The organism is Shinella sp. AETb1-6 (genome assembly GCF_009826875.1).
Taxonomy (GTDB): domain Bacteria; phylum Pseudomonadota; class Alphaproteobacteria; order Rhizobiales; family Rhizobiaceae; genus Shinella; species Shinella sumterensis.
Genome location: NZ_WUMM01000005.1, coordinates 263,549 through 283,337, shown reverse-complemented (window position 1 = coordinate 283,337; position 19,789 = coordinate 263,549). Strand labels below are relative to the sequence as shown.

Here is a 19,789-nt window from a genome sequence, read left to right as displayed (position 1 = left end):
GATAATCCGCACGAATTTCATTGAGCTCTGTGCGGATTTGTGCTCGAAATGGCCGATGGAAACTTCTGCGGCGAGCCCCGACCAGACAGAGCTTTCGCGCATCGCGCGGCGGCAATGGCTCGCCTTTGCAGTCGTGCTGTTGTTTGCATTGATCGGCGCGCTCCATGCCGCCGGTCTTTATGGCCGCGCCTCCGCGCTTGCCGGCCTGGAGGAGCAGGGCCGCACCGATGCCAATCTGAAGGTCGCACTGCTGCGCGCCGTGCTGGAGCGTCCCCGCGCCCTGCCCTTCCTTCTTTCGCGCGACCGCGATCTCGCCGACGCCCTGACGGCCACCGATCCTGCGCCCCGCGCCACGCTTGATCGCAAGCTGGAGGAACTGGTGGCCGGCACCAGTGCCGCGGTGATCTATGTGATGGATGCGGCCGGCATGACGATATCGGCCAGCAACTGGCGCGAACCGACGAGTTTCGTCGGCAACGACTATTCGTTCCGTCCCTATTTCTTCCGCGCGATGCAGGACGGCACGGCGGAGCATTTCGCGCTCGGCTCCGTCAGTAAACGGCCGGGTCTCTACATCTCGCACCGGATCGGCCCGCCGTCCGCGCCGCTCGGGGTCGTGGTCGTCAAAATGGAATTCGACCAGCTCGAACAGGACTGGCATGAAACGCAGCGCCCCTCCTATGTGGTCGATCCCGGCCATGTGGTGCTGATCACCAGCATCCCGTCCTGGCGCTTCATGACCACGCAGCCGCTGCCCGCCGAAAACCTCGCGGCCATCCGCGAGAGCCTTCAGTTCGGCGAGGCCCCGCTTTTGCCGCTGCCCTTCATGCCCACGGCCGACGACAACATCATCCGCGTCGTCGAACCGGGCGGCGGAAGCGAGAACTATCTGCGCATTTCAGTACCCGTGGCCACAACGCCCTGGCGGTTCGAGTATCTCGTACCGGTGACGGAGGCGGTTGCGGCCGGAAGGCGTCAGGCACAGTTGCTGGCCCTGCTCCTCATCGGCGTGGCCGCCATTGCCGCCGCGATATGGCTGCGCCGCCGCCAGACGGCGCTTGCGGGCGCGGTACGCGACCAGGCGGCGCGCGAGGAGCTCGAGCGCCGGGTCGTGGAGCGCACGCGTGACCTCAGTCTCGCCCGCGACCGCCTGGAGGCCGAAATCGTCGATCACCATCGAACCGAGACGCAATTGCAGGCCGTGCAGCAGGATCTGGTGCAGGCCAACCGGCTTGCCATCCTTGGCCAGGTGGCCGCCGGCGTGGCGCATGAGATCAACCAGCCGCTCGCCACCATCCGCGCCTATGCCGACAACGCCAAGGTCTTCCTCGGGCGCGGCCGCACGGAGCCCGTGGCGGAAAATCTCGATCATATCGCCGGCCTGACGGACCGCATCGCGACGATCACGGAAGACCTGAAGGCGTTGGCGCGCAAGGGCCGCTCGGGCGAGGAGCCGGTCAACCTGCGCGCCGCCCTGGACGGCGCTGTCCTGCTGCTGCGCAGCCGCTTCACCGGCCGTCTCGATCGTCTGATCATCGCCCCCTTCCCGGCCGGCCTTGAGGTCATGGGCAACCGGCTTCGGTTGGAACAGGTGTTTATCAACCTCTTTCAGAACGCACTGGAAGCCGTTGCGGAAAAGGCGGACGGCCGGGTGGATGTTACCGTCGAGGAAAACGGGACGGAGATCGCCCTGACGGTTGCAGACAATGGTCCCGGCCTTTCAGACACGATCCTCGCCTCCCTGTTCGAGCCCTTCAACACGTCGAAGGAGGCGGGCCTGGGGCTTGGTCTCGTCATCGTCAAGGACATCGTTTCCGATTACGGCGGCCGGCTGGAGGTCGAGACGGACACGCGTGGTGCCACATTCCGCGTGCACCTCAGAAAGGCCGCGCCATGAGCACACCCGTTCTCCTCATCGACGACGACGGGCAGCTGCTGCACGCGACCGCGCAGACGCTGGAACTGGCCGGCTTCGACGTGACGCCGCTTGGCCGCGCGACCGATGCCCTCGGCTCCGTAGACAGCGGCTTTGCCGGCGTCGTCGTCTCCGATATCCGCATGCCGGGCATGGACGGGCTGCAACTTTTCGAGCGGATCCGCGCAATCGATGCCGAAATACCGGTGGTCCTCGTCACCGGCCACGGCGACATCCCGACGGCGGTGAAGGCCATCCAGGACGGCGTCTACGATTTCATCGCCAAGCCTTTCCCGGCCGAACGCCTGATCCAGTGCGTGCATCGCGCCGCCGAAAAGCGCAACCTGGTCATGGAGAACCGCCGCTTGAAGCACGCCGCCCGGCAGGCAGAGGATGATTTTCCGCTGATCGGCCAGACCATGGCGATGGACCGTCTGCGCCAGACGCTGCGCCAGATCGCCGATACCGATGTCGACGTGCTCGTGACGGGCGAGACGGGCAGCGGCAAGGAGGTGGTGGCGCGCCTGCTGCATGGCTGGAGCCGGCGCTCGAAGGGCAATTTCGTCGCGCTCAACTGTGGCGCCCTGCCCGAACAGGTCATCGAGAGCGAACTGTTCGGCCACGAGCCCGGCGCCTTCACCGGCGCGCAGAAGAAGCGCGTCGGCCGCATCGAACATTCCAGCGGCGGCACGCTCTTTCTCGACGAACTGGAAAGCATGCCGCTTTCGACGCAGATCCAGATGCTGCGCGTTCTGGAGATGCGCGAAGTAACCCCGCTCGGCACCAACGAGGTGCGTCCCGTCGATATCCGCATCGTTGCGGCCGCCAAGGTCGATCTCGCCGACCCCGAACAGCGCAAGACTTTCCGCGAGGATCTCTATTATCGCCTCAATGTGGTGTCGCTGACGATCCCGCCGCTGCGCGAGCGGCGCGAGGATATTCCGCTGCTGTTCAGCTATTTTGCAGAGCGCGCGGCGCGGCGCTTCCAGCGTGAAGCCCCGCCGCTGTCCGCCGCCATCCTCAAACATCTGGCCGAGCACGATTGGCCCGGCAACGTGCGCGAACTTTCCCATTTCGCAGAACGCGCCGTGCTGGGCATGATGCCACCCGCCGCGCCGCAGACGGCGACCGCGCCTGCCGGTGGTGACGGTGGCACACTTCCCGAACGGCTGGAGAGGGTGGAGGCGCAAATCATTCGCGATACGCTGTCCGCCCAAGGCGGCGACGTGCAGGAGACGATCGCCGCACTCGGCATTCCACGCAAGACTTTCTACGACAAGCTCCAGCGCCACGGCATCGTGCGCCGCGACTTCACGCAGAAAACGGACGGCTGAGCGATCGTCATCGCCGCACGATCCGAGCGCCGGAGCGAGCGGGCGTCTCGTGGCACTGCTTAGAGCATTTCTAGCCGAAGCGAAGTCGCTTCGGCGTCGGATAATGCGGTAAAAACAGGAATCTAGAGTATTTCCGGTGAACCGGAGTTCACCGGAAATGCTCTAGAACAGGGCGTCCTCGAAGAGGTCCTCATCGCTGCCGGCGGCAGCGGGTGCGGCCGTCGGCTCGGCGGCCACGCCGAAGATGCGGGCGTGCACATCCCGCTCGGACACCATCGTATAGGTCCTGGCGATCCGCGCGCCGAGATCGGCAAGCACGGCTTCGAGGCCGGTCGTATCCGGCAGCTCGGGCCCGCTGAGATCGCCCGCCCGCGCCGTGCAATCCGCAAGGACATCGCCGAGTTCGGCATTGAAATCGAGGCCCTCCACCATGCGTCCGGCCGTTGCGGTGACATCGACCGCGCAGGCGCGCAGGGCCGTCATATCCTCTTCCATGCGGTCACCGGTCTGGCGCAGATGGCCGAGAACGTCTTCAAGCCGCGCATCGAGCGGGTCACCGGCCGCAGCGCCGACGGCGCCAAGCTTGCCGGCATCCTCTTCAAGCGATTGCAGCGCCGTGAGGATGCGCTCCGCCGTCTCGTCGAGCTGGCTGGAGAAACTGCGCAGCTCCGCCGTGACGACATTGATCGCGCGGCCTTCCTCGCCGAGCTTGCTGCAGCGCAGGTTGGTGTTGAGTGCCATATACTGGATATCGGTGCGCACCAGCTGGATGGTCTTCACGCCGTTGAGAAGTTCGCGCACCGTGGCGACCGTGCTTTCGCCAAGGGTGTTGGCCTTGTCGGCCACTTGCTCGATGTCGCGCACCACCGCACGCGCAGCGGCGATATCCGCCTCCAGCGTGCGCATTGCGCGGTCGGCGGACGCGCCGTCGCCGGCATCCATCTCCCGATAGAGCGTCATGAGATTATCGACATCGGCGCCGAAACTGCGGATCGTCTGGACGACGGTGCGGCATTCGCGCTCGAAATCACGCGCGATTTCCGCCAACTGGGCGTGGACGAGATGGCGGATGAACTGCGTCAGGCGCGCCGATGCTTCCATGTCGAAGCCGCCCGCCGTCAGCTCCGCTTCGAGCATCGTCAGGGCCGACTGGCAGTGTTCGATGCGTTGGCGCGTGATGTCGCCGATCTGCATGGCCGAGAGCGTCGTTGCCACTTTGCCCTGCACGCCGCGAGCCAACGCGCCGACCTTGCCGGCCAGCTGCGAAAGATGCCGGCGCTGCGTGCCGAGGTCCGCGGCGTTGCGTGAAAGGTTGCCGGCGATATCGGGCACGCTGCTGCGGAAGCGCTCCAGCGCATCCCCGCCACCGGCCGAGGCGCTGGAAATGACGGTGCCGAGCGTGCTGATCTTGCTGCCGAGGGCGTTGACCTCTCGCGTGCCGAACTGAATGCGTTCGAGGATTTCTTCCGCAAAGCCGGCGAAATCGGGGATCGCGGCGCCGGTGATCTTGGCTGTGGTGGCGAAGGTGCGCAGGTAGCGCAACGTCTCCTGCATGGCGGCGATGTGGGCGCCGAGGGATTTTTCGGTGAGCGCCACACCGGCGAGCCGCTGCTGGCGCGTCTCCTCGATGCCCGGCAAGGCCGTCAGCTGGTCGATCGTCGCCAGGAGGCGCGCCGTGGTGGCTTCCGTCTCATCGCCCCCCAGCGAACCGGAGAGGTTTTCCAGCGACGCAACGAGCCGGTTGAGCACGTCGAGCACGCCGAGCAGCACGACGCCGCCATCGAGAAAGCGTTGCTCGATACGAGAACGCGCGCCTTCGAGCCGCGACACGAGTTCGGCTTCATTCGTCTGCTGCTCAAGCCGCAATGCGCCCGCTGTTCCTGACACGCCATACCCCATCTTCAAGAATCCCAGAGCCGACGCTAAGGCAAACAATGTAACGGCCAGTAAATTCGGATTCCCTCATAGAGGCGAAAACGCTCTTTTGGGCCCCCGGCACGCATTATGCGCTGCTTGCACGCATCCCTAGAATTAGTGGTTCATAAATAGTATTAACTATCTCTAATTGACTTGATTTATCATATTATTCAACTGTTTAATCGTATATTCTAGATCCATTGAATAATGATGTTCTTTTTGCATTTCCCCCAATTGGTGGATTTCGTCTCTCCCGATTCACAATTCGTTAAGCATGAGCTGGGAATTTGCACAGGAAAATAATCTACGCAAAAACCTTATATCGAGGCCTCCATGTCGTCGCCTGCGCCCGATCACACGTCGTTAACCTTACCAAAAACGCTAACGATCAAAAATATACTTGAAGCTCACGAGAAAATTCTGGGCGCCATCGACAATAATGCCGATATTGTACTTGATATCGCCGATGATGCGCAGGTCGATCTCAGCTTCGTGCAGCTTGTCGTTGCAGCACGCAGCCACGCCGCAGAGAAGACGGGACGTGTTCTACTTGCGCGACCGGCGGCAGGCGAGTTGCGCGAGGCTCTCCGGCGCGGCGGCTTTCTCGATGAGCTGACACCCGACGCCGCCCAATTCTGGTTACATCAGGAGCAGACTTTATGACCGCAAAGATTTTGACCGTCGACGACTCAGCCAGCATCCGGCTGACGACACGCATTGCGCTCGGCAATGCGGGCTACACCGTCACAGAGGCCGTCGACGGCCTTGACGGTCTGAACAAGCTGAAGGGCGGGGAATACGACCTCGTCGTCACCGACCTGAACATGCCCAACATGGACGGCCTCACGATGATCCGCGAGCTGCGCAAGCTGCCCGCGCATACCGGCGTTCCGGTCGTCTTTCTCACGACGGAGTCCGACGGCGAGCTGAAGGCACAGGCCAAGGCGGCCGGCGCCACCGGATGGCTCACCAAACCCTTCGACCCCGAAAGCCTCGTCAAGATCGCCCGAAAGGTCCTCGGCAGATGAGCAACCCGGACCCGATCTCAGTCTTCCGGACAGAAGCTGCCGAACTGCTGGAGCAGATCGAGTCCGGCCTTCTCGACCTCACCCGCCGCCTTGACGACCGCGATCAGATCGACGCGGTCTTTCGCGGTTTGCACACGCTGAAGGGCTCCGGCGCGATGTTCGGCTTCGACCAGCTCGCCGCCTTCACGCACCATTGCGAGACCGCTTTCGACCGGGTGCGCAAAGGCGATGTCCCGGCAACACAGGAACTCGTCTCGGCGGTTCTCTCCGCGCAGGACCATATGCGCGCCCTGCTCGAAACACCGAACGGCGATCACGACGCCGTCAGCGCAGCCTTGCTCGAAGGCCTCCACCGCGCCGTCAACGGTGCGGGCATGCCCGCTTCGGCCCCGCAACACGTCGAGGCGGTTGCGGCTGCCGGCGACGATGCCGGTGGCATGCGCGAATGGCGCATCCGCTTCAGCCTGCCGACCAACGCCATGGCCAACGGCACCAACCCGCTCGGCCTGCTCGACGAGATGCGTGATCTGGGCGAATGCACCATTGTCGCCGACACTGCCAAAGTGCCCTCGCTCGATGCGCTCGATCCGCGCGACATCCATCTCCACTGGCTTGTGACGCTCAAGACGGAACGTCCACGCAGCGAGATCGAGGACGTGTTCATCTTCGTCATGGACGAGATGGAGCTTGATATCACGGAAATCGCCGCCGAGCGCCCTGTCGCTGCAGCGGCCGCCAAAGTCGAGCCGGCCGCACCGTTGACGCCCGTCTTCACCGAGCGCGAGCCCCCGCAGGCGGCCAATGATCCCAAGCAGAACAAGACCGCCGAGAATGTCCGCGTCCCGGCCGAACGCCTTGATGAGATGATGGACCGCGTCGGCGAGCTGGTCATCGCGCAGTCGCGCCTGACCCAGCTCGCGGGCACCGCCGCCGATCTTGGCCTGCGCTCGGTTTCGGAGGAAATCGAACGGCTGTCCGGCGAACTGCGTGACACGATGATGGTGCTGCGCATGATGCCGGTCGCCAGCCTCTTCAGCCGCTTCCGCCGCCTGGTGCACGACCTGTCGCGCGAGACGGGCAAGGAGATCGAGCTCATCACCGAAGGCGAAAGCACCGAAGTCGACAAGACGGTCATCGACCGGCTGGCCGATCCGCTCGTGCATCTCGTACGCAACTCGATCGACCATGGCCTCGAACAGCCCGATGAGCGCGTGGCAGCCGGCAAGCCCGCCAAGGGCCGCGTCGCGCTCTCGGCACACCAGACGGGTGGCGAGGTCATCATCACGATCAAGGACGACGGCCGCGGTATCAACCGCGATCGCGTCCGGGCCAAGGCGGAGGCCTCCGGGCTCATCCAGCCGGGCGCAACGCTTGCCGACCAGGATCTTCTCCAACTGATCTTCCAGCCCGGCTTCTCGACCGCCCAGCAGGTCACGAACCTGTCCGGCCGCGGCGTCGGGATGGATGTCGTGAAGAAGACGGTGGAAGCGCTGCGCGGCACGATCGACATTGCAAGCCGGCCCGGCGAAGGTTCCGAAGTGTCGCTGCGCATCCCGCTGACGCTCGCCATCATCGAGGGCCTGCTCGTGCGCGTCGGCAACGGCTGCTACGTCATCCCGCTCTCGGCGGTCGAGGAATGCCTGGAAATCTCGCTGGAGGACGATGTCCGCTCGCGCGGCCGCAGCTTCATCTCGCTGCGCGACAGCCTCGTGCCCTTCCTGCGCCTGCGCGAGCTCTTCCGCACGGGAACGCAACCCGATCCGCACCAGAAGGTCGTCGTCATCTCGACGGGTTCGGAGCGCGTCGGCCTCGTCGTCGATCAGATCATCGGCGACCACCAGACAGTCATCAAATCCATGTCGAAACTGCACCATGACGTCGTCACCTTCTCCGGCGCGACCATCCTCGGCGATGGCAGCGTGGCGCTGATCCTCGACGTCACCCACCTGGTCGCGGTCGGACAGCAGCAGGAGGCGCAATTGCGGGCGGCAGGATGAGCGAAGCAGCACGAAAACTCGACCATGATGCAATCTGGGGCGCGGACGAGGACCTTTCGGTCCTGACGTTCAATCTCAACGGTGAGACCTTCGCCATCGAAGCGACCGTCGTGCAGGAAATCCTCGATCTCCTGCCGGAGACCCACGTTCCCGGCAGCAAGCCCTTCGTCTCCAGCGTCATCAACTTCCGAGGCAAGGTCATCCCCCTGTCGGATATCCGCCTTGCCTTCGGGATGGAGGCAGTCGAGGCGACGATCGACAGCCGCATCATCGTCATCGAGCTGTTGCTCGACGACGAGACGACGTTGATCGGCATCCGCACGGACAAGGTCAACGAAGTCACCACGCTGCCCAAGGTCGCGAGCGAACCGCCGCCGAGCGTCGGCATGCGCTGGCGGGCGGACTACATCAGCTGCCTCGTCAAACGTGACGGAGAATTCATCATCGTCCCGAACCTGCAGGCGATTTTTGCCCCGCAGAGAGACCGTGTCGGCGTTGCAGCCGGGACCAACTAAAGGATTTAAACGATGCGTATTGCGATCAAGACAAAGCTTATAGCGACCTTCACGACCGTCATCCTGCTTTCCGGCGTCAGCATGTACGTCGCGGTGCAGGATCTCGGCGAGCTGAACAACCGGATGGAACGGGTCGTCAACGGCCGCGCGGCCGCCACGCTCGGCCTGAGCCGGACAGAGACCCTGACCACCGACGTCGCGTCCCAGACCCGCCAGATGATCCTCAGCGAGGACCACGAGGAGATGGCGGCAATTGCCCGGACCCTTGAGGCAAGAAACGGTGAGATCGCTGCAACGCTGGCAGACGTCCGCTCGAAGCTGACGACGGACGCGGGCCGCGCCATCCTCGACGGTTTCGCCAAGAAGTGGGAGCTCTATTGGGCGCAGAACCTGAAGATGCAGGCGCTGACGCGCAAGAACACCGATGCCGAGGCCCTGCGGATTTCCACGACGGATGGCAGTGCGGCCATATCCGCTGCAGAAGAAAACATCATCCGCTTGTCGAAGACGCTGCAGGAGGCTGCCAATCGCGGTGAGCCGGGTGCGATCGAAAACTTCAGCCGCGTCTCGGAGTTGCGCGCCGGCATCAGCGATTTCTTCCGCCAGCACCGCAATATCCTTCTCGCCAGCGGCGATCCGGAGCGCCAGACGAACTGGGCGGCAGACTATGCCAAGGCCGGTTCCGATATCGAAACGAACATCTCGATGCTCGTCGCAGGCTTGCAGGGCAACGCCCGCCAGCTGGCCGTCGAGGTGCAGAAGAGCTTCGCGGCCGTCAAGGACGCCGCGGACCGCGGCAACGCGCTGGCACTCGAGCGCAACAACTTCGAAGCCGGCCGGCTTGCCAACCACGAGATGCGCGCCGCGCGCGAAGAGGCCGTCGCCTCGCTGAACGAGCTCGTCGCCTTCAACGGCGAACGCCAGAAGGAAGATCTCCAGGCCGCGGTCGAGACTTACGAAAACAGCCGGTCGCTGCTGATCGCTCTTCTCGCCATCTCGACACTGATCGCCGCCGCCGCCGCGTCATGGATCGTGGTTTCCATCGCACGCGGCCTGCGCAAGGCCAACGAGGCGGTTCGCTCCGTGTCCGAGGGCGATCTCACCCGCTTTGCCGATATCACCACCAAGGACGAGATCGGCGACCTGCTCGGCTATGTCAACACGATGATCGAGCGCCTGCGCGGCGTCGTGGCCGATGCCCTCTCCGCGTCCGAAAACGTGTCGTCGGGCAGCCAGGAACTGTCGTCGAGCTCGGAAACGCTGTCGCAGGGTGCGACCGAACAGGCGTCCTCTGCCGAAGAGGCATCCGCCTCGATGGAGGAGATGGCCGCCAACATCAAGCAGAACGCCGACAACGCCGCGCAGACCGAGAAGATCGCGCGTCAGTCGGCCAAGGACGCCGAAATCTCCGGCGAGGCCGTGGGCCGCGCCGTCGGCGCCATGCGCACCATCGCCGAAAAGATCTCCATCGTGCAGGAAATCGCCCGCCAGACCGACCTGCTCGCCCTCAACGCCGCGGTGGAAGCCGCTCGCGCCGGCGAACATGGCAAGGGCTTTGCGGTCGTCGCCTCGGAAGTGCGTAAGCTCGCCGAACGCAGCCAGGCTGCGGCCGCCGAAATCAGCACGCTTTCCGGCCAGACGGTTTCCGTCGCGACCGAAGCCGGCGAGATGCTGAACCGCCTGGTGCCTGACATCCGCAAGACCGCCGAACTGGTTTCCGAAATCTCGGCCGCCTGCCGCGAACAGGATATCGGCGCCTCGCAGATCAACGAAGCGATCCAGCAGCTCGACAAGGTGACACAGCAGAATGCCGGCGCATCCGAGGAGATGTCGGGCACGTCGGAAGAACTCGCCGCCCAGGCGGAGGAACTCCAGGCCTCCATCGCCTTCTTCCGGGTCGACAACGCCGCGCGCAGCGAGCAGAACCATGCCGACAAGCTGCGGGCAACGGCAGCCCGCATGGCGGCGCCGGTCGCCAAGCGCCCGGCCGCGACCCCGGCCTATCGTGCGGCGCCGGCCACGGCCAAGACGCCCCGCAGCGGCGGCTTTGCCCTCGACATGTCGATGGGCGGCCCCGACGCCGACGATGACGATTTCCGCCAGAGCGCGTGATTGAACAATCCGCCGCGCAGAACCTGCGCGGCGGAACACCGGCGTGTGTACGCGCCGGCTCAAGGGCCGCTTCGAAGGTCCGCGGAAGGGTGAATGTATCGGTCTTCACGCATAAAGAACGCCACGTTTCGGTGTGCCGCCGGAACAGGGCATCTGTGATCAAGGAGACCTACTAGATGCGCCTGACCATCAAATTCAAGCTCGCCCTCGTCTTCGGCTTTCTGATCATTCTGCTTTGTGTTTCTGCTGGTATCGGCGTCCGGAGCATGAGCGAGATGAACGCGCTCCGTGACAGCCTTCTTGAAGGTCCAATCCAGCAGGATGATTATGCCAACGAGCTCGCCGGCGCCTTCGACGGCCTTGGCCTCGCCGAAGCGGACCTCCTGCTGGCCTCGACGCTCGAGCGCGCCAACAAGGCGAAATCGACAATGGCCGCGGAGCGCGAGGCTTTCGAGACGGCGCTGAAGCATGGCCAGGAAACCGCCACGGATGAATTCAAGGCGAAGTGGCAGGAAATAAACGACTTCTGGGACGACTACCTCGCGATCAACGAACGAATGGTCGCGCTCGTCGCGTCGGGACAGCGTGACATGGCGATCGAGCTCAACCAGACGGAGGGAACCGTCGCCAGTGAGAAGCTCGACAAGATGACCGAGGACCTGGCCGCACTGACCGAGGTGGCGATCAAGGATTCCGACGCCGCCGCCGATGCCCGCTATGCAAGCGCGTTTTACACTCTCGCAGCCCTCACCGCGATCGCCTTCGTTCTTGCCATAGGTGCGGCGTTCTGGATCGCCCTTGGGATCAATTCCGGCCTGCGCAAGATCCGTGAAGCCGCTGAATCCGTCGCAATCGGCGACCTCGACCAGACGATCTCCGTCAAGACGAATGACGAGATCAGGGACCTTGTCTCGACCATCAATGTCATGACCGGCAACCTGCGCGAAACGGCCAATATTGCCGACCAGATCGGCAAGGGCGACCTCTCGGTCACGCCGAAGCCGCTTTCCGACAAGGATACGCTGGGTCACGCCATGCTGGGCATGGTCATCAACCTGCGCAACACCGCCACCATCGCCGACCAGATCGCCAATGGCGACCTGACGGTCACGCCGAAACCGCTTTCCGACAAGGATACGCTCGGCCTTTCGCTGGAAAGCATGGTGGAGCGCCTGCGCGGCGTCGTCGCCGATGCGCTTTCCGCCGCCAACAACGTGTCGTCGGGCAGCCAGGAACTGTCGTCGAGTTCGGAGACATTGTCTCAGGGCGCAACCGAGCAGGCATCGTCCGCCGAAGAGGCGTCCGCCTCGATGGAAGAGATGGCCGCCAACATCAAGCAGAACGCCGACAACGCCGCACAGACCGAGAAGATCGCGCGTCAGTCGGCCAAGGATGCCGAAGCCTCCGGCGAGGCCGTGGGTCGGGCCGTCGGCGCCATGCGCACCATCGCGGAAAAGATCTCCATCGTGCAGGAAATCGCCCGCCAGACCGATCTGCTCGCCCTCAACGCCGCGGTGGAAGCCGCCCGTGCCGGCGAACATGGCAGGGGTTTCGCCGTGGTTGCTTCGGAAGTGCGCAAGCTCGCCGAACGCAGCCAGGCTGCCGCCGCCGAAATCAGCACGCTTTCCGGTGAGACCGTATCCGTGGCAACGGAAGCCGGCGACATGCTGACCCGTCTGGTGCCGGACATCCGCAAGACGGCGGAACTGATCTCCGAAATCTCGGCCGCCTGCCGCGAACAGGATATCGGCGCCTCGCAGATCAATGAGGCGATCCAGCAGCTCGACAAGGTGACGCAGCAGAATGCCGGTGCATCCGAGGAGATGTCGGGCACGTCGGAAGAACTCGCCGCACAGGCAGAGGAGCTGCAGGCATCCATCGCCTTCTTCCGGGTCGATCTTTCGTCCAGCGCCCAGGCCGCCGCCCAGCGTCGTCCAGCGCCTGTCGCCGCCCGCCAGCCGGCGGCCAAGCCGATCCGCAAGGCGGACCACAGCATCAACGCCCAGCAGGCCCGCGCCCGCGGTTTTGCCCTCGACATGTCGATGGGTGGCCCCGACGCGGACGATGACGATTTCCGCGAAAGCGCGTGATTGAACATGACCGCCGCGCACCCACCACGGAGGCGCGGCGGAAGAAATCCGGCGTGTGTACGCGCCGGCTCAAGGGTCGCTTCGGCGGCCCGCGGAAGGGTGAGTGTATCGGTCTTCACGCATAACGGACACCGCATCGGTGTCTCGCCACAATACGGCATCTGTGATCAAGGAGACCTCTTGAGATGCGTTTCACCATCAAACTCAAACTCGCGATCGCGTTCGGCATCATCATTGTCATGCTCGCCGGCACGTCGGTTTACGCCATAATCAGCCTTTCTGCGCTCAACACCGCGATCAGCGACATGATCGCAGGCCCCGCGGCCCGGCTTGAAGCCGCGCAGAATCTTGCGAACTATCAATTGCGTCTCGTACGCTCGCAGATGAACCTCGCGACATCGACAAACCCGCGTGATGCCGCGTCCTACATCGAGGCCGGAGATCGCAACCGCCAGGGCTTCGACGACACACTCAACACGCTCATCGGCCTGGCCTCGGATCCGGCTGCGCTGCAGCAGTGGAAGGATATCGGCGAAAAGCAGAAGCAGGTTGTCCGCCTCGATGATCAGGTCCGTTCCCTGATAGCGGCAGGCAATGCGTCTGAAGCCATTCGTCTCGTCGCGACGGACAGCCGTCGCGTCATGGACGAGATGGAAGAGACCATCAAGACTCGCATCGAAGCCAACAAGGAGATGATGACGGCGGCGGATCGTGCAACCGATGCGCAATATGCCACGACGCGCAACCTGATCATGGCCATTTCCGGCGTCGCTCTGCTTCTCGCGGTTGGCGCTGCCATCTGGATCGCCATCGGCATCAATGTCGGCCTGCGCAAGATCAAGGCAGCTGCGGAAGCTGTCGCGATCGGCGACCTCGACCAGAATATCGATGTCAGGACGAACGATGAAATCAAGGACCTTGTCGACACCATCAATGTGATGACCGGCAACCTGCGCAACACCGCCACCATCGCCGACCAGATCGCCAATGGCGACCTGACGGTCACGCCGAAGCCGCTTTCCGACAAGGATACGCTCGGCCTTTCGCTGGAGAGCATGGTGGAACGCCTGCGCGGCGTCGTCGCCGATGCGCTTTCGGCCGCAAGCAACGTCTCGTCCGGCAGCCAGGAACTCTCGGCAAGCTCCGAGACCCTCTCGCAGGGTGCGACCGAACAGGCATCGTCCGCCGAAGAGGCATCCGCCTCGATGGAAGAGATGGCCGCCAACATCAAGCAGAATGCCGACAACGCCGCACAGACCGAAAAGATTGCGCGTCAGTCCGCCAAGGATGCCGAAGCCTCCGGCGAGGCCGTAGGCCGTGCCGTCGGCGCCATGCGCACCATCGCGGAAAAGATCTCCATCGTGCAGGAAATCGCCCGCCAGACGGACCTGCTCGCCCTCAACGCCGCGGTGGAAGCCGCCCGTGCCGGCGAACATGGCAAGGGCTTTGCTGTCGTCGCCTCGGAAGTGCGCAAGCTTGCCGAACGCAGCCAGGCTGCCGCCGCCGAAATCAGCACGCTCTCCGGCCAGACGGTTTCCGTCGCGACCGAAGCCGGCGAGATGCTGACCCGCCTGGTGCCGGATATCCGCAAGACGGCCGAACTGATCTCCGAAATCTCGGCCGCCTGCCGCGAACAGGATATCGGCGCCTCGCAGATCAACGAAGCGATCCAGCAGCTCGACAAGGTGACGCAGCAGAATGCCGGCGCATCCGAGGAGATGTCGGGCACGTCGGAAGAACTCGCCGCCCAGGCCGAGGAACTGCAGACATCGATCGCCTTCTTCCGGGTCGAGATGTCATCGGGCGCCCAGGTCTCCATGCAGCGCCGCCCCGCTCCCGTCGCCGCTCGCCAGCCCGCCAAGCCGGCCGCCACGGCGTTCCGCAAGGCAGACAACAGCGTCAATGCCCAGCAGGCTCGTGCCCGCGGCTTTGCCCTCGACATGTCGATGGGTGGCCCCGACGCCGACGACGCCGACTTCAGAGAAAGCGCTTGATCATGACCGGTCCGTCCTCCGAATCCCAATACGTCACCTTCTCTCTCGACAACGAGGTCTTCGCGGTGCCCGTTTCGGTCGTCCGGGAAATCCTCGATCATGAGGATGCCTTCCGGATACCGCACGGCCCCGACTACCTGCTCGGGCTGAGGGACGTGCGCGGCCAGGGCGTGCCGGTCATCGACCTGCGTCTTCGTCTTGGCATGACGAAGACGCAGAAGACGCACAACACGCGGGCGCTCGTGCTCGACGTGCCGATCGACGGGAAGATCCTGACGCTCGGCCTCGTCGCGGACCGGGTCTACGAAGTGGTGCCGTTCCGTAACGACGAGATCGAGGGCGCGCCCGATATCGGCGTGCGCTGGCCTTCCGATTACATTTCCGGCGTCGTGCGCCGGAACGGCGCCTTCGTCGTCATCGTCGATCTCGCACGCCTCTTCTCCAGTTCCGAAGTGGCGATGATGGGCACGGCAAACCGCCTTGCGGCCACGGCATAAGTTTCAGGAGGACCGCGTGGCGGCAGCAGCAGCATTACAAACGCAGGCGCAGACGGGCCCGGACGGCTTGAACAGCCGGAACTTCGACGCCCTGTCCCGCTTCATCTACGACTACAGCGGCATCAAGATGCCGATCACCAAACTGACGATGCTGGAGGGCCGTCTTCGGCGGCGCCTGAGAGCCACCGGCATCCCGGACTTCAACAGCTATTGCGACTACCTCTTCAAGCATGGCGGCATCGAGAAGGAAGCCATCTTCCTGATCGACGCCGTCACGACGAACAAGACGGACTTCTTTCGCGAGCCCAAGCATTTCGAATTCATGGAACGGACGGGCCTGCCGGAAATGGCGGCAGCCGGCCACAAGCGCTTCCGGCTGTGGAGCGCGGCCTGCTCCATCGGCGCCGAGCCTTACACGATGGCCATGGTCATGCAGGACTTTATCGAGAAGACGTCCGGCATGGATTATCGCATCCTCGCCACCGACCTGTCGACCGACGTGTTGCAGGCCGCGCGGCGCGGCGTCTATCCGCGCGACATGATCCAGCCCGTGTCCCCCGAAATGCGTCGCAAATACGTGATGGTTTCGAAGGACGCCGCGCGTGGCGAGGTCCGTGTCCATCCGCGCCTGCGCGCGACGGTCGGCTTCGCGCGCATGAACCTCATGGACAACGCCTACAAGGTGGGCGAACCCATGCACATGATCTTCTGCCGTAACGTGCTGATCTACTTCGACAAGCCGACCCAGGCCAAGGTGCTGACGCGCCTGTGCGACTGCCTGCTGCCCGGCGGCTTCCTCTATGTCGGGCATTCCGAAACGGTCACCGGCATTTCCCTGCCGGTGCGCCAGGTCGCCAACACGGTTTTCAAGAAGATCTGATGCCCATTCCGACCAAGAAGATCCGCGTTCTCATCATCGACGACTCCGCCAGCGTGCGCCAGGCGCTGACCCATGTGCTGGAGCAGGATCCGGAAATCGAGGTCATGGGGGCCGCCTCCGATCCGTTCATGGCGGCCAAGAAGATCCAGGAGGAAATGCCCGACGTCATCACGCTCGACGTGGAAATGCCGCGCATGGACGGCATTACCTTCCTGCGCAAGATCATGTCGCAGCGGCCCATCCCGGTGGTGATGTGCTCCTCGCTGACGGAAGAAGGCTCCGAGACGCTGATGCAGGCGCTGGAAGCCGGCGCCGTCGATATCATCCTCAAACCGAAGATCGGCGCTGCCGACCACCTCGCGGAATCCGGCGCGCGCATCCGCCAGGCGGTGAAAGGTGCGGCCGTCGCCCGTCTCGGGGCCGTTCGCCGCGCGATGGCGGCCGCGAGCGCCAGCGCCAACGTGACCACGAAACTGACCGCCGATGCCGTTCTGCCGCCGCCCTCCGGCCGCGCCATGGCAAAGACCACCGAGATGGTGGCATGCATCGGCGCCTCAACCGGCGGCACGGAGGCGCTGCGCGTCATGCTGGAACAGCTTCCGGCCAATTCGCCGGGTATGGTCATCGTCCAGCACATGCCGGAAAAATTCACCGCCGCCTTTGCCAAGCGCCTCAACTCGCTGTGCGAGGTCGAGGTCAAGGAAGCGGTTCACGGCGATCCCGTGCTGCGCGGCCATGTGCTGATCGCCCCGGGCGACCGGCACATGATGCTGGAGCGTCAGGGCGCGCGCTACCATGTGGCCGTGCGCGAGGGGCCGCTTGTTTCCCGCCACCGCCCGTCCGTCGACGTGCTGTTCCGCTCCGCCGCGCGCGCGGCCGGCGCCAACGCCATGGGCGTCATCATGACGGGCATGGGGGATGACGGCGCACGCGGCATGGCCGAGATGCACCAGGCCGGCGCCTATACCGTGGCACAGGACGAGGCCTCCTCCGTCGTCTTCGGCATGCCGAAGGAAGCGATCGCGCATGGAGGCGTCGACAAGATCGTGTCGCTCGACCAGATCGCGCGTGAAATTCTCGCTGCCGACCGGCGGCATTGAGAAAAATACACCAACGATTAACCATAGTTGGCGAGGATGACGACGCACCATGCAAGGTGCCCCAGGCGAGCAATGATCGGCTCGAGAACCATTCCGGGGGACCTCATGCCCGTCATCACCTTCGCCAACACCAAGGGCGGCGCCGGCAAGACCACCGCCGTCCTGCTGCTCGCCACCGAACTTGCCCGCATGGGCTACCGCGTCTCCGTGCTCGACGCCGATCCGCAGCACTGGATCACCCGCTGGTACGAGACCTCCGAGGGCCTGCTGGGCAAACGGCTGAACGTCGTTCCCTATGTCACGATGAACTCCATCGACCGCCAGCTCGCCGAAGAGAAAGCGCGTGCCGATTTCGTGCTGATCGACCTGCCCGGCTCGCGCAGCTCCCTGCTTGCCAAGGCCGTCGGCCATGCCGATTACGTGCTGATCCCCGTTCAGGGCTCGGCCATGGATGCCCAGGGCGGCGCCAATGTCATCGAGCTTCTGCAATATCTGGAAGACAAGGCGAACATCCGCATCCGCCATTCCGTCGTGCTGACCCGCGTCAACGCCATGGTGACGACGCGCGCGATGAACGCGGTGAAGGACCTGCTGGCGGCACGCCGCGTGCACCTGCTTCCAACAGTCATCGGCGAGCGTGCGGCCTTCCGCGATATCTTCGGCTGCGGCGGCACGCTCTATTCGATGGATCCGCGACGCGTCAGCAATCTCGACAAGGCGCAGGAAAACGCCCACGCCATGGCGATCGACGTGCTGCAGCAGATGGCGATCCCCGCCACGGCAAGCGCGACCGTGCTGCGCAAGGTGGCTTAAATCCCCTCATCACGCCGCGACACCGGTCGCGGTATTGTCGGTCATTGAAAGGCGCCGCCAGAGCGGCGTCATCGCAGCCGCGATATCCGCATAGAGGGCATAGCGGCGGCTGTAGTGTGCCGCCATCGCGGCATTCGGCCGGTAGTGCCGGTCACTGCGCACCATCGCATTCGCGCCCTCGGTAAAATCGGCAAAGAGACCGACACCCGTGCCGGCGGCAATAGCCGCCCCGAGCGCACCGGTCTCGCGCGACACCGCGACGGACACCGGTACGCCGAGCACATCCGCGAAGATTTGCGGCCAGAGCATGCTGCGCGACCCGCCGCCTGACAGCACCGCCTCCTCGAAGCGCGCTCCGGCCTTGCGGATGGTCTCGATGTGCTGGCGGTGGCCGAAGGCGACGCCTTCCAGCAGCGCCCGGATCAGATGACCCTTGGTATGCCAGCCCGCCATGCCGTAGAAGCCCGCCCGCGCATGGCCGTCCTGCTGGGCGCCGTAGAGATAGGGATGGTAGAGCGGATCGTCGGCGGCCGGTGTGACTGCGGCGGCAAGCGCACAGCAGGCATCGAAGGGCGAGACGCTTTCGTCATGCGCGCCCTCGAAGAACTCCCGCACCAGCCATTCCAGATTGGCCGCCGAAGTCGCGCTGTTCTCCATGGCCATGTAGCGCGTGCGGTCGAAGGTCGACGACATGAAGACGGGACCGTCCAGATCCGGCCCGTCGATCACGACCTGATTGATGCTCCAGGTGCCGGCAATGACCGAGGCGCTGCCGGTGCGCGACACGCCGGAACCGAGCGCGGAGGCGACGACGTCGAACAGCCCGCCGACGACGGGCGTGCCCGCCACAAGACCCGTTTCCAGCGCAACAGCCTGCGTGACCGTCCCGGCGATGTCGGCGCTTTCGATCAGCGGCGGCAGGAGGTCCATGCAGTCGCCGAGGCCATAGGCCTCCATCAGCGTCCTGTCATAGCGGCGGGCAGCAAGGTCGAGCAGGCCGGCACCGGACATGTCCGACATCTCGCTGATCCGCTTTCCCGTGAGGCGGTTGACGACGAAATCCTTGGCGAAGAACACCGTGCCGATGCGCTGGAAAAGCGCGGGCTCCGAGCGCTTCAGCCAGGCAAGAAGGGTCGGTGTCTGGGCAGGCCAGGGACGCTGGCGCCCGATCGGGTAGGTCCGGTCGCCGACGCCTTGTGACGCCCATTCCTCGACAAGGCCGGTGGCGCGCGTATCGATCGACTGGATGCCGATGAGCGGCTCGCCGTCGCGGTCGAGCGCGTAGAGCCCGTTGCCGTGGCCCGCACAGCCGATGGCCGCGATGTCGCTCGCAACGATGCCCGCCTTCTCCAGGCAGGTGGCGATCACGCGCTTCGCATTCTCCCAGAATTCGCCGAGATCGCGCTCGACATGGCCGGGCCGCGGCATGCGGCTCTTGCCCTCCTGCCCCGCATGGGCGAGTTCGCGCCCATCGAGATCGAAGATCACCGCCTTGATGACGGTATTGCCCGCGTCGAGCCCCAACAGATATTTCGGCATCCTGAACCCCTCCCAAGGTTCGCTTTCCTTCGCGGCGCCGGGAACGCGCTGGCGTCCC

The 19,789-nt window shown here is 64.4% G+C and carries 14 protein-coding genes and 2 pseudogenes; 14 read left to right on the top strand and 2 right to left on the bottom strand.

Annotated features, from left to right (window positions below):
• The first annotated feature begins 55 nt into the window (after nt 1-55).
• Nucleotides 56-1,897, top strand: a complete 1,842-nt coding sequence (locus GR158_RS11190) for an ATP-binding protein (protein WP_160871149.1) — start codon at nt 56-58, stop codon at nt 1,895-1,897.
• Nucleotides 1,894-3,249 carry a sigma-54 dependent transcriptional regulator gene (locus tag GR158_RS11185; RefSeq protein WP_160871148.1) on the top strand — a complete coding sequence of 452 codons (1,356 nt, stop codon included), beginning with the start codon at nt 1,894-1,896 and terminating at the stop codon, nt 3,247-3,249. The genes GR158_RS11190 and GR158_RS11185 overlap by 4 nt, the downstream gene beginning before the upstream one ends.
• Before the next feature lie 162 nt (nt 3,250-3,411).
• Here GR158_RS11185 and GR158_RS25620 read toward each other — a convergent pair whose 3' ends face one another.
• Nucleotides 3,412-5,136 (bottom strand): type VII secretion target, encoded by a 1,725-nt coding sequence (locus GR158_RS25620; protein ID WP_160871147.1) that lies wholly within the window; start codon nt 5,134-5,136, stop codon nt 3,412-3,414.
• A gap of 363 nt (nt 5,137-5,499) precedes the next feature.
• On the opposite strand from GR158_RS25620, the gene GR158_RS11175 reads away from it, so the two are divergent.
• The 12 genes and pseudogenes from GR158_RS11175 (at nt 5,500) to GR158_RS11125 (ending at nt 18,192) form a co-directional block, all read left to right on the top strand.
• Nucleotides 5,500-5,829, top strand: a complete 330-nt coding sequence (locus GR158_RS11175; RefSeq protein WP_134651020.1) for an STAS domain-containing protein — start codon at nt 5,500-5,502, stop codon at nt 5,827-5,829.
• Nucleotides 5,826-6,194 (top strand): response regulator, encoded by a 369-nt coding sequence (locus tag GR158_RS11170; RefSeq protein WP_134651021.1) that lies wholly within the window; start codon nt 5,826-5,828, stop codon nt 6,192-6,194. Before GR158_RS11175 ends, GR158_RS11170 begins: the two co-directional genes overlap by 4 nt.
• Complete coding sequence (locus GR158_RS11165) at nt 6,191-8,191, top strand: chemotaxis protein CheA (RefSeq protein WP_160871146.1); 2,001 nt, start codon at nt 6,191-6,193, stop codon at nt 8,189-8,191. The genes GR158_RS11170 and GR158_RS11165 overlap by 4 nt, the downstream gene beginning before the upstream one ends.
• A complete protein-coding gene (locus tag GR158_RS11160; RefSeq protein ID WP_134651023.1) occupies nt 8,188-8,706 on the top strand; it encodes a chemotaxis protein CheW in 519 nt (172 codons plus the stop codon). Before GR158_RS11165 ends, GR158_RS11160 begins: the two co-directional genes overlap by 4 nt.
• Nucleotides 8,707-8,718: 12 nt before the next feature.
• Nucleotides 8,719-9,219, top strand: a pseudogene (locus tag GR158_RS25615) (MCP four helix bundle domain-containing protein); the annotation flags it as partial.
• A gap of 483 nt (nt 9,220-9,702) precedes the next feature.
• Nucleotides 9,703-10,818: pseudogene (locus GR158_RS25610) on the top strand (methyl-accepting chemotaxis protein); the annotation flags it as partial.
• A 176-nt stretch (nt 10,819-10,994) separates the two neighbouring features.
• Entirely contained in the window at nt 10,995-12,908 is a 1,914-nt protein-coding gene (locus GR158_RS11150) for a methyl-accepting chemotaxis protein (RefSeq protein ID WP_160871145.1), read from the top strand.
• A gap of 185 nt (nt 12,909-13,093) precedes the next feature.
• Nucleotides 13,094-14,902 (top strand): methyl-accepting chemotaxis protein, encoded by a 1,809-nt coding sequence (locus GR158_RS11145; protein WP_160871144.1) that lies wholly within the window; start codon nt 13,094-13,096, stop codon nt 14,900-14,902.
• A 2-nt stretch (nt 14,903-14,904) separates the two neighbouring features.
• The gene (locus GR158_RS11140; RefSeq protein WP_134651028.1) at nt 14,905-15,399 is read left to right on the top strand and encodes a chemotaxis protein CheW; all 495 of its coding nucleotides are present in this window, start codon (nt 14,905-14,907) and stop codon (nt 15,397-15,399) included.
• A 16-nt stretch (nt 15,400-15,415) separates the two neighbouring features.
• The gene (locus GR158_RS11135) at nt 15,416-16,279 is read left to right on the top strand and encodes a protein-glutamate O-methyltransferase CheR (RefSeq protein ID WP_134651029.1); all 864 of its coding nucleotides are present in this window, start codon (nt 15,416-15,418) and stop codon (nt 16,277-16,279) included.
• A complete protein-coding gene (locus tag GR158_RS11130; protein ID WP_134651030.1) occupies nt 16,279-17,379 on the top strand; it encodes a chemotaxis response regulator protein-glutamate methylesterase in 1,101 nt (366 codons plus the stop codon). The genes GR158_RS11135 and GR158_RS11130 overlap by 1 nt, the downstream gene beginning before the upstream one ends.
• A 105-nt stretch (nt 17,380-17,484) precedes the next feature.
• Complete coding sequence (locus tag GR158_RS11125) at nt 17,485-18,192, top strand: ParA family protein (RefSeq protein WP_160871225.1); 708 nt, start codon at nt 17,485-17,487, stop codon at nt 18,190-18,192.
• Between the two features lie 9 nt (nt 18,193-18,201).
• On the opposite strand, the gene GR158_RS11120 is transcribed toward GR158_RS11125, so the two are convergent.
• Nucleotides 18,202-19,731: an FGGY-family carbohydrate kinase gene (locus tag GR158_RS11120; protein ID WP_160871143.1), complete on the bottom strand. Its 1,530-nt coding sequence runs from the start codon at nt 19,729-19,731 to the stop codon at nt 18,202-18,204.
• Nucleotides 19,732-19,789: the final 58 nt, after the last annotated feature.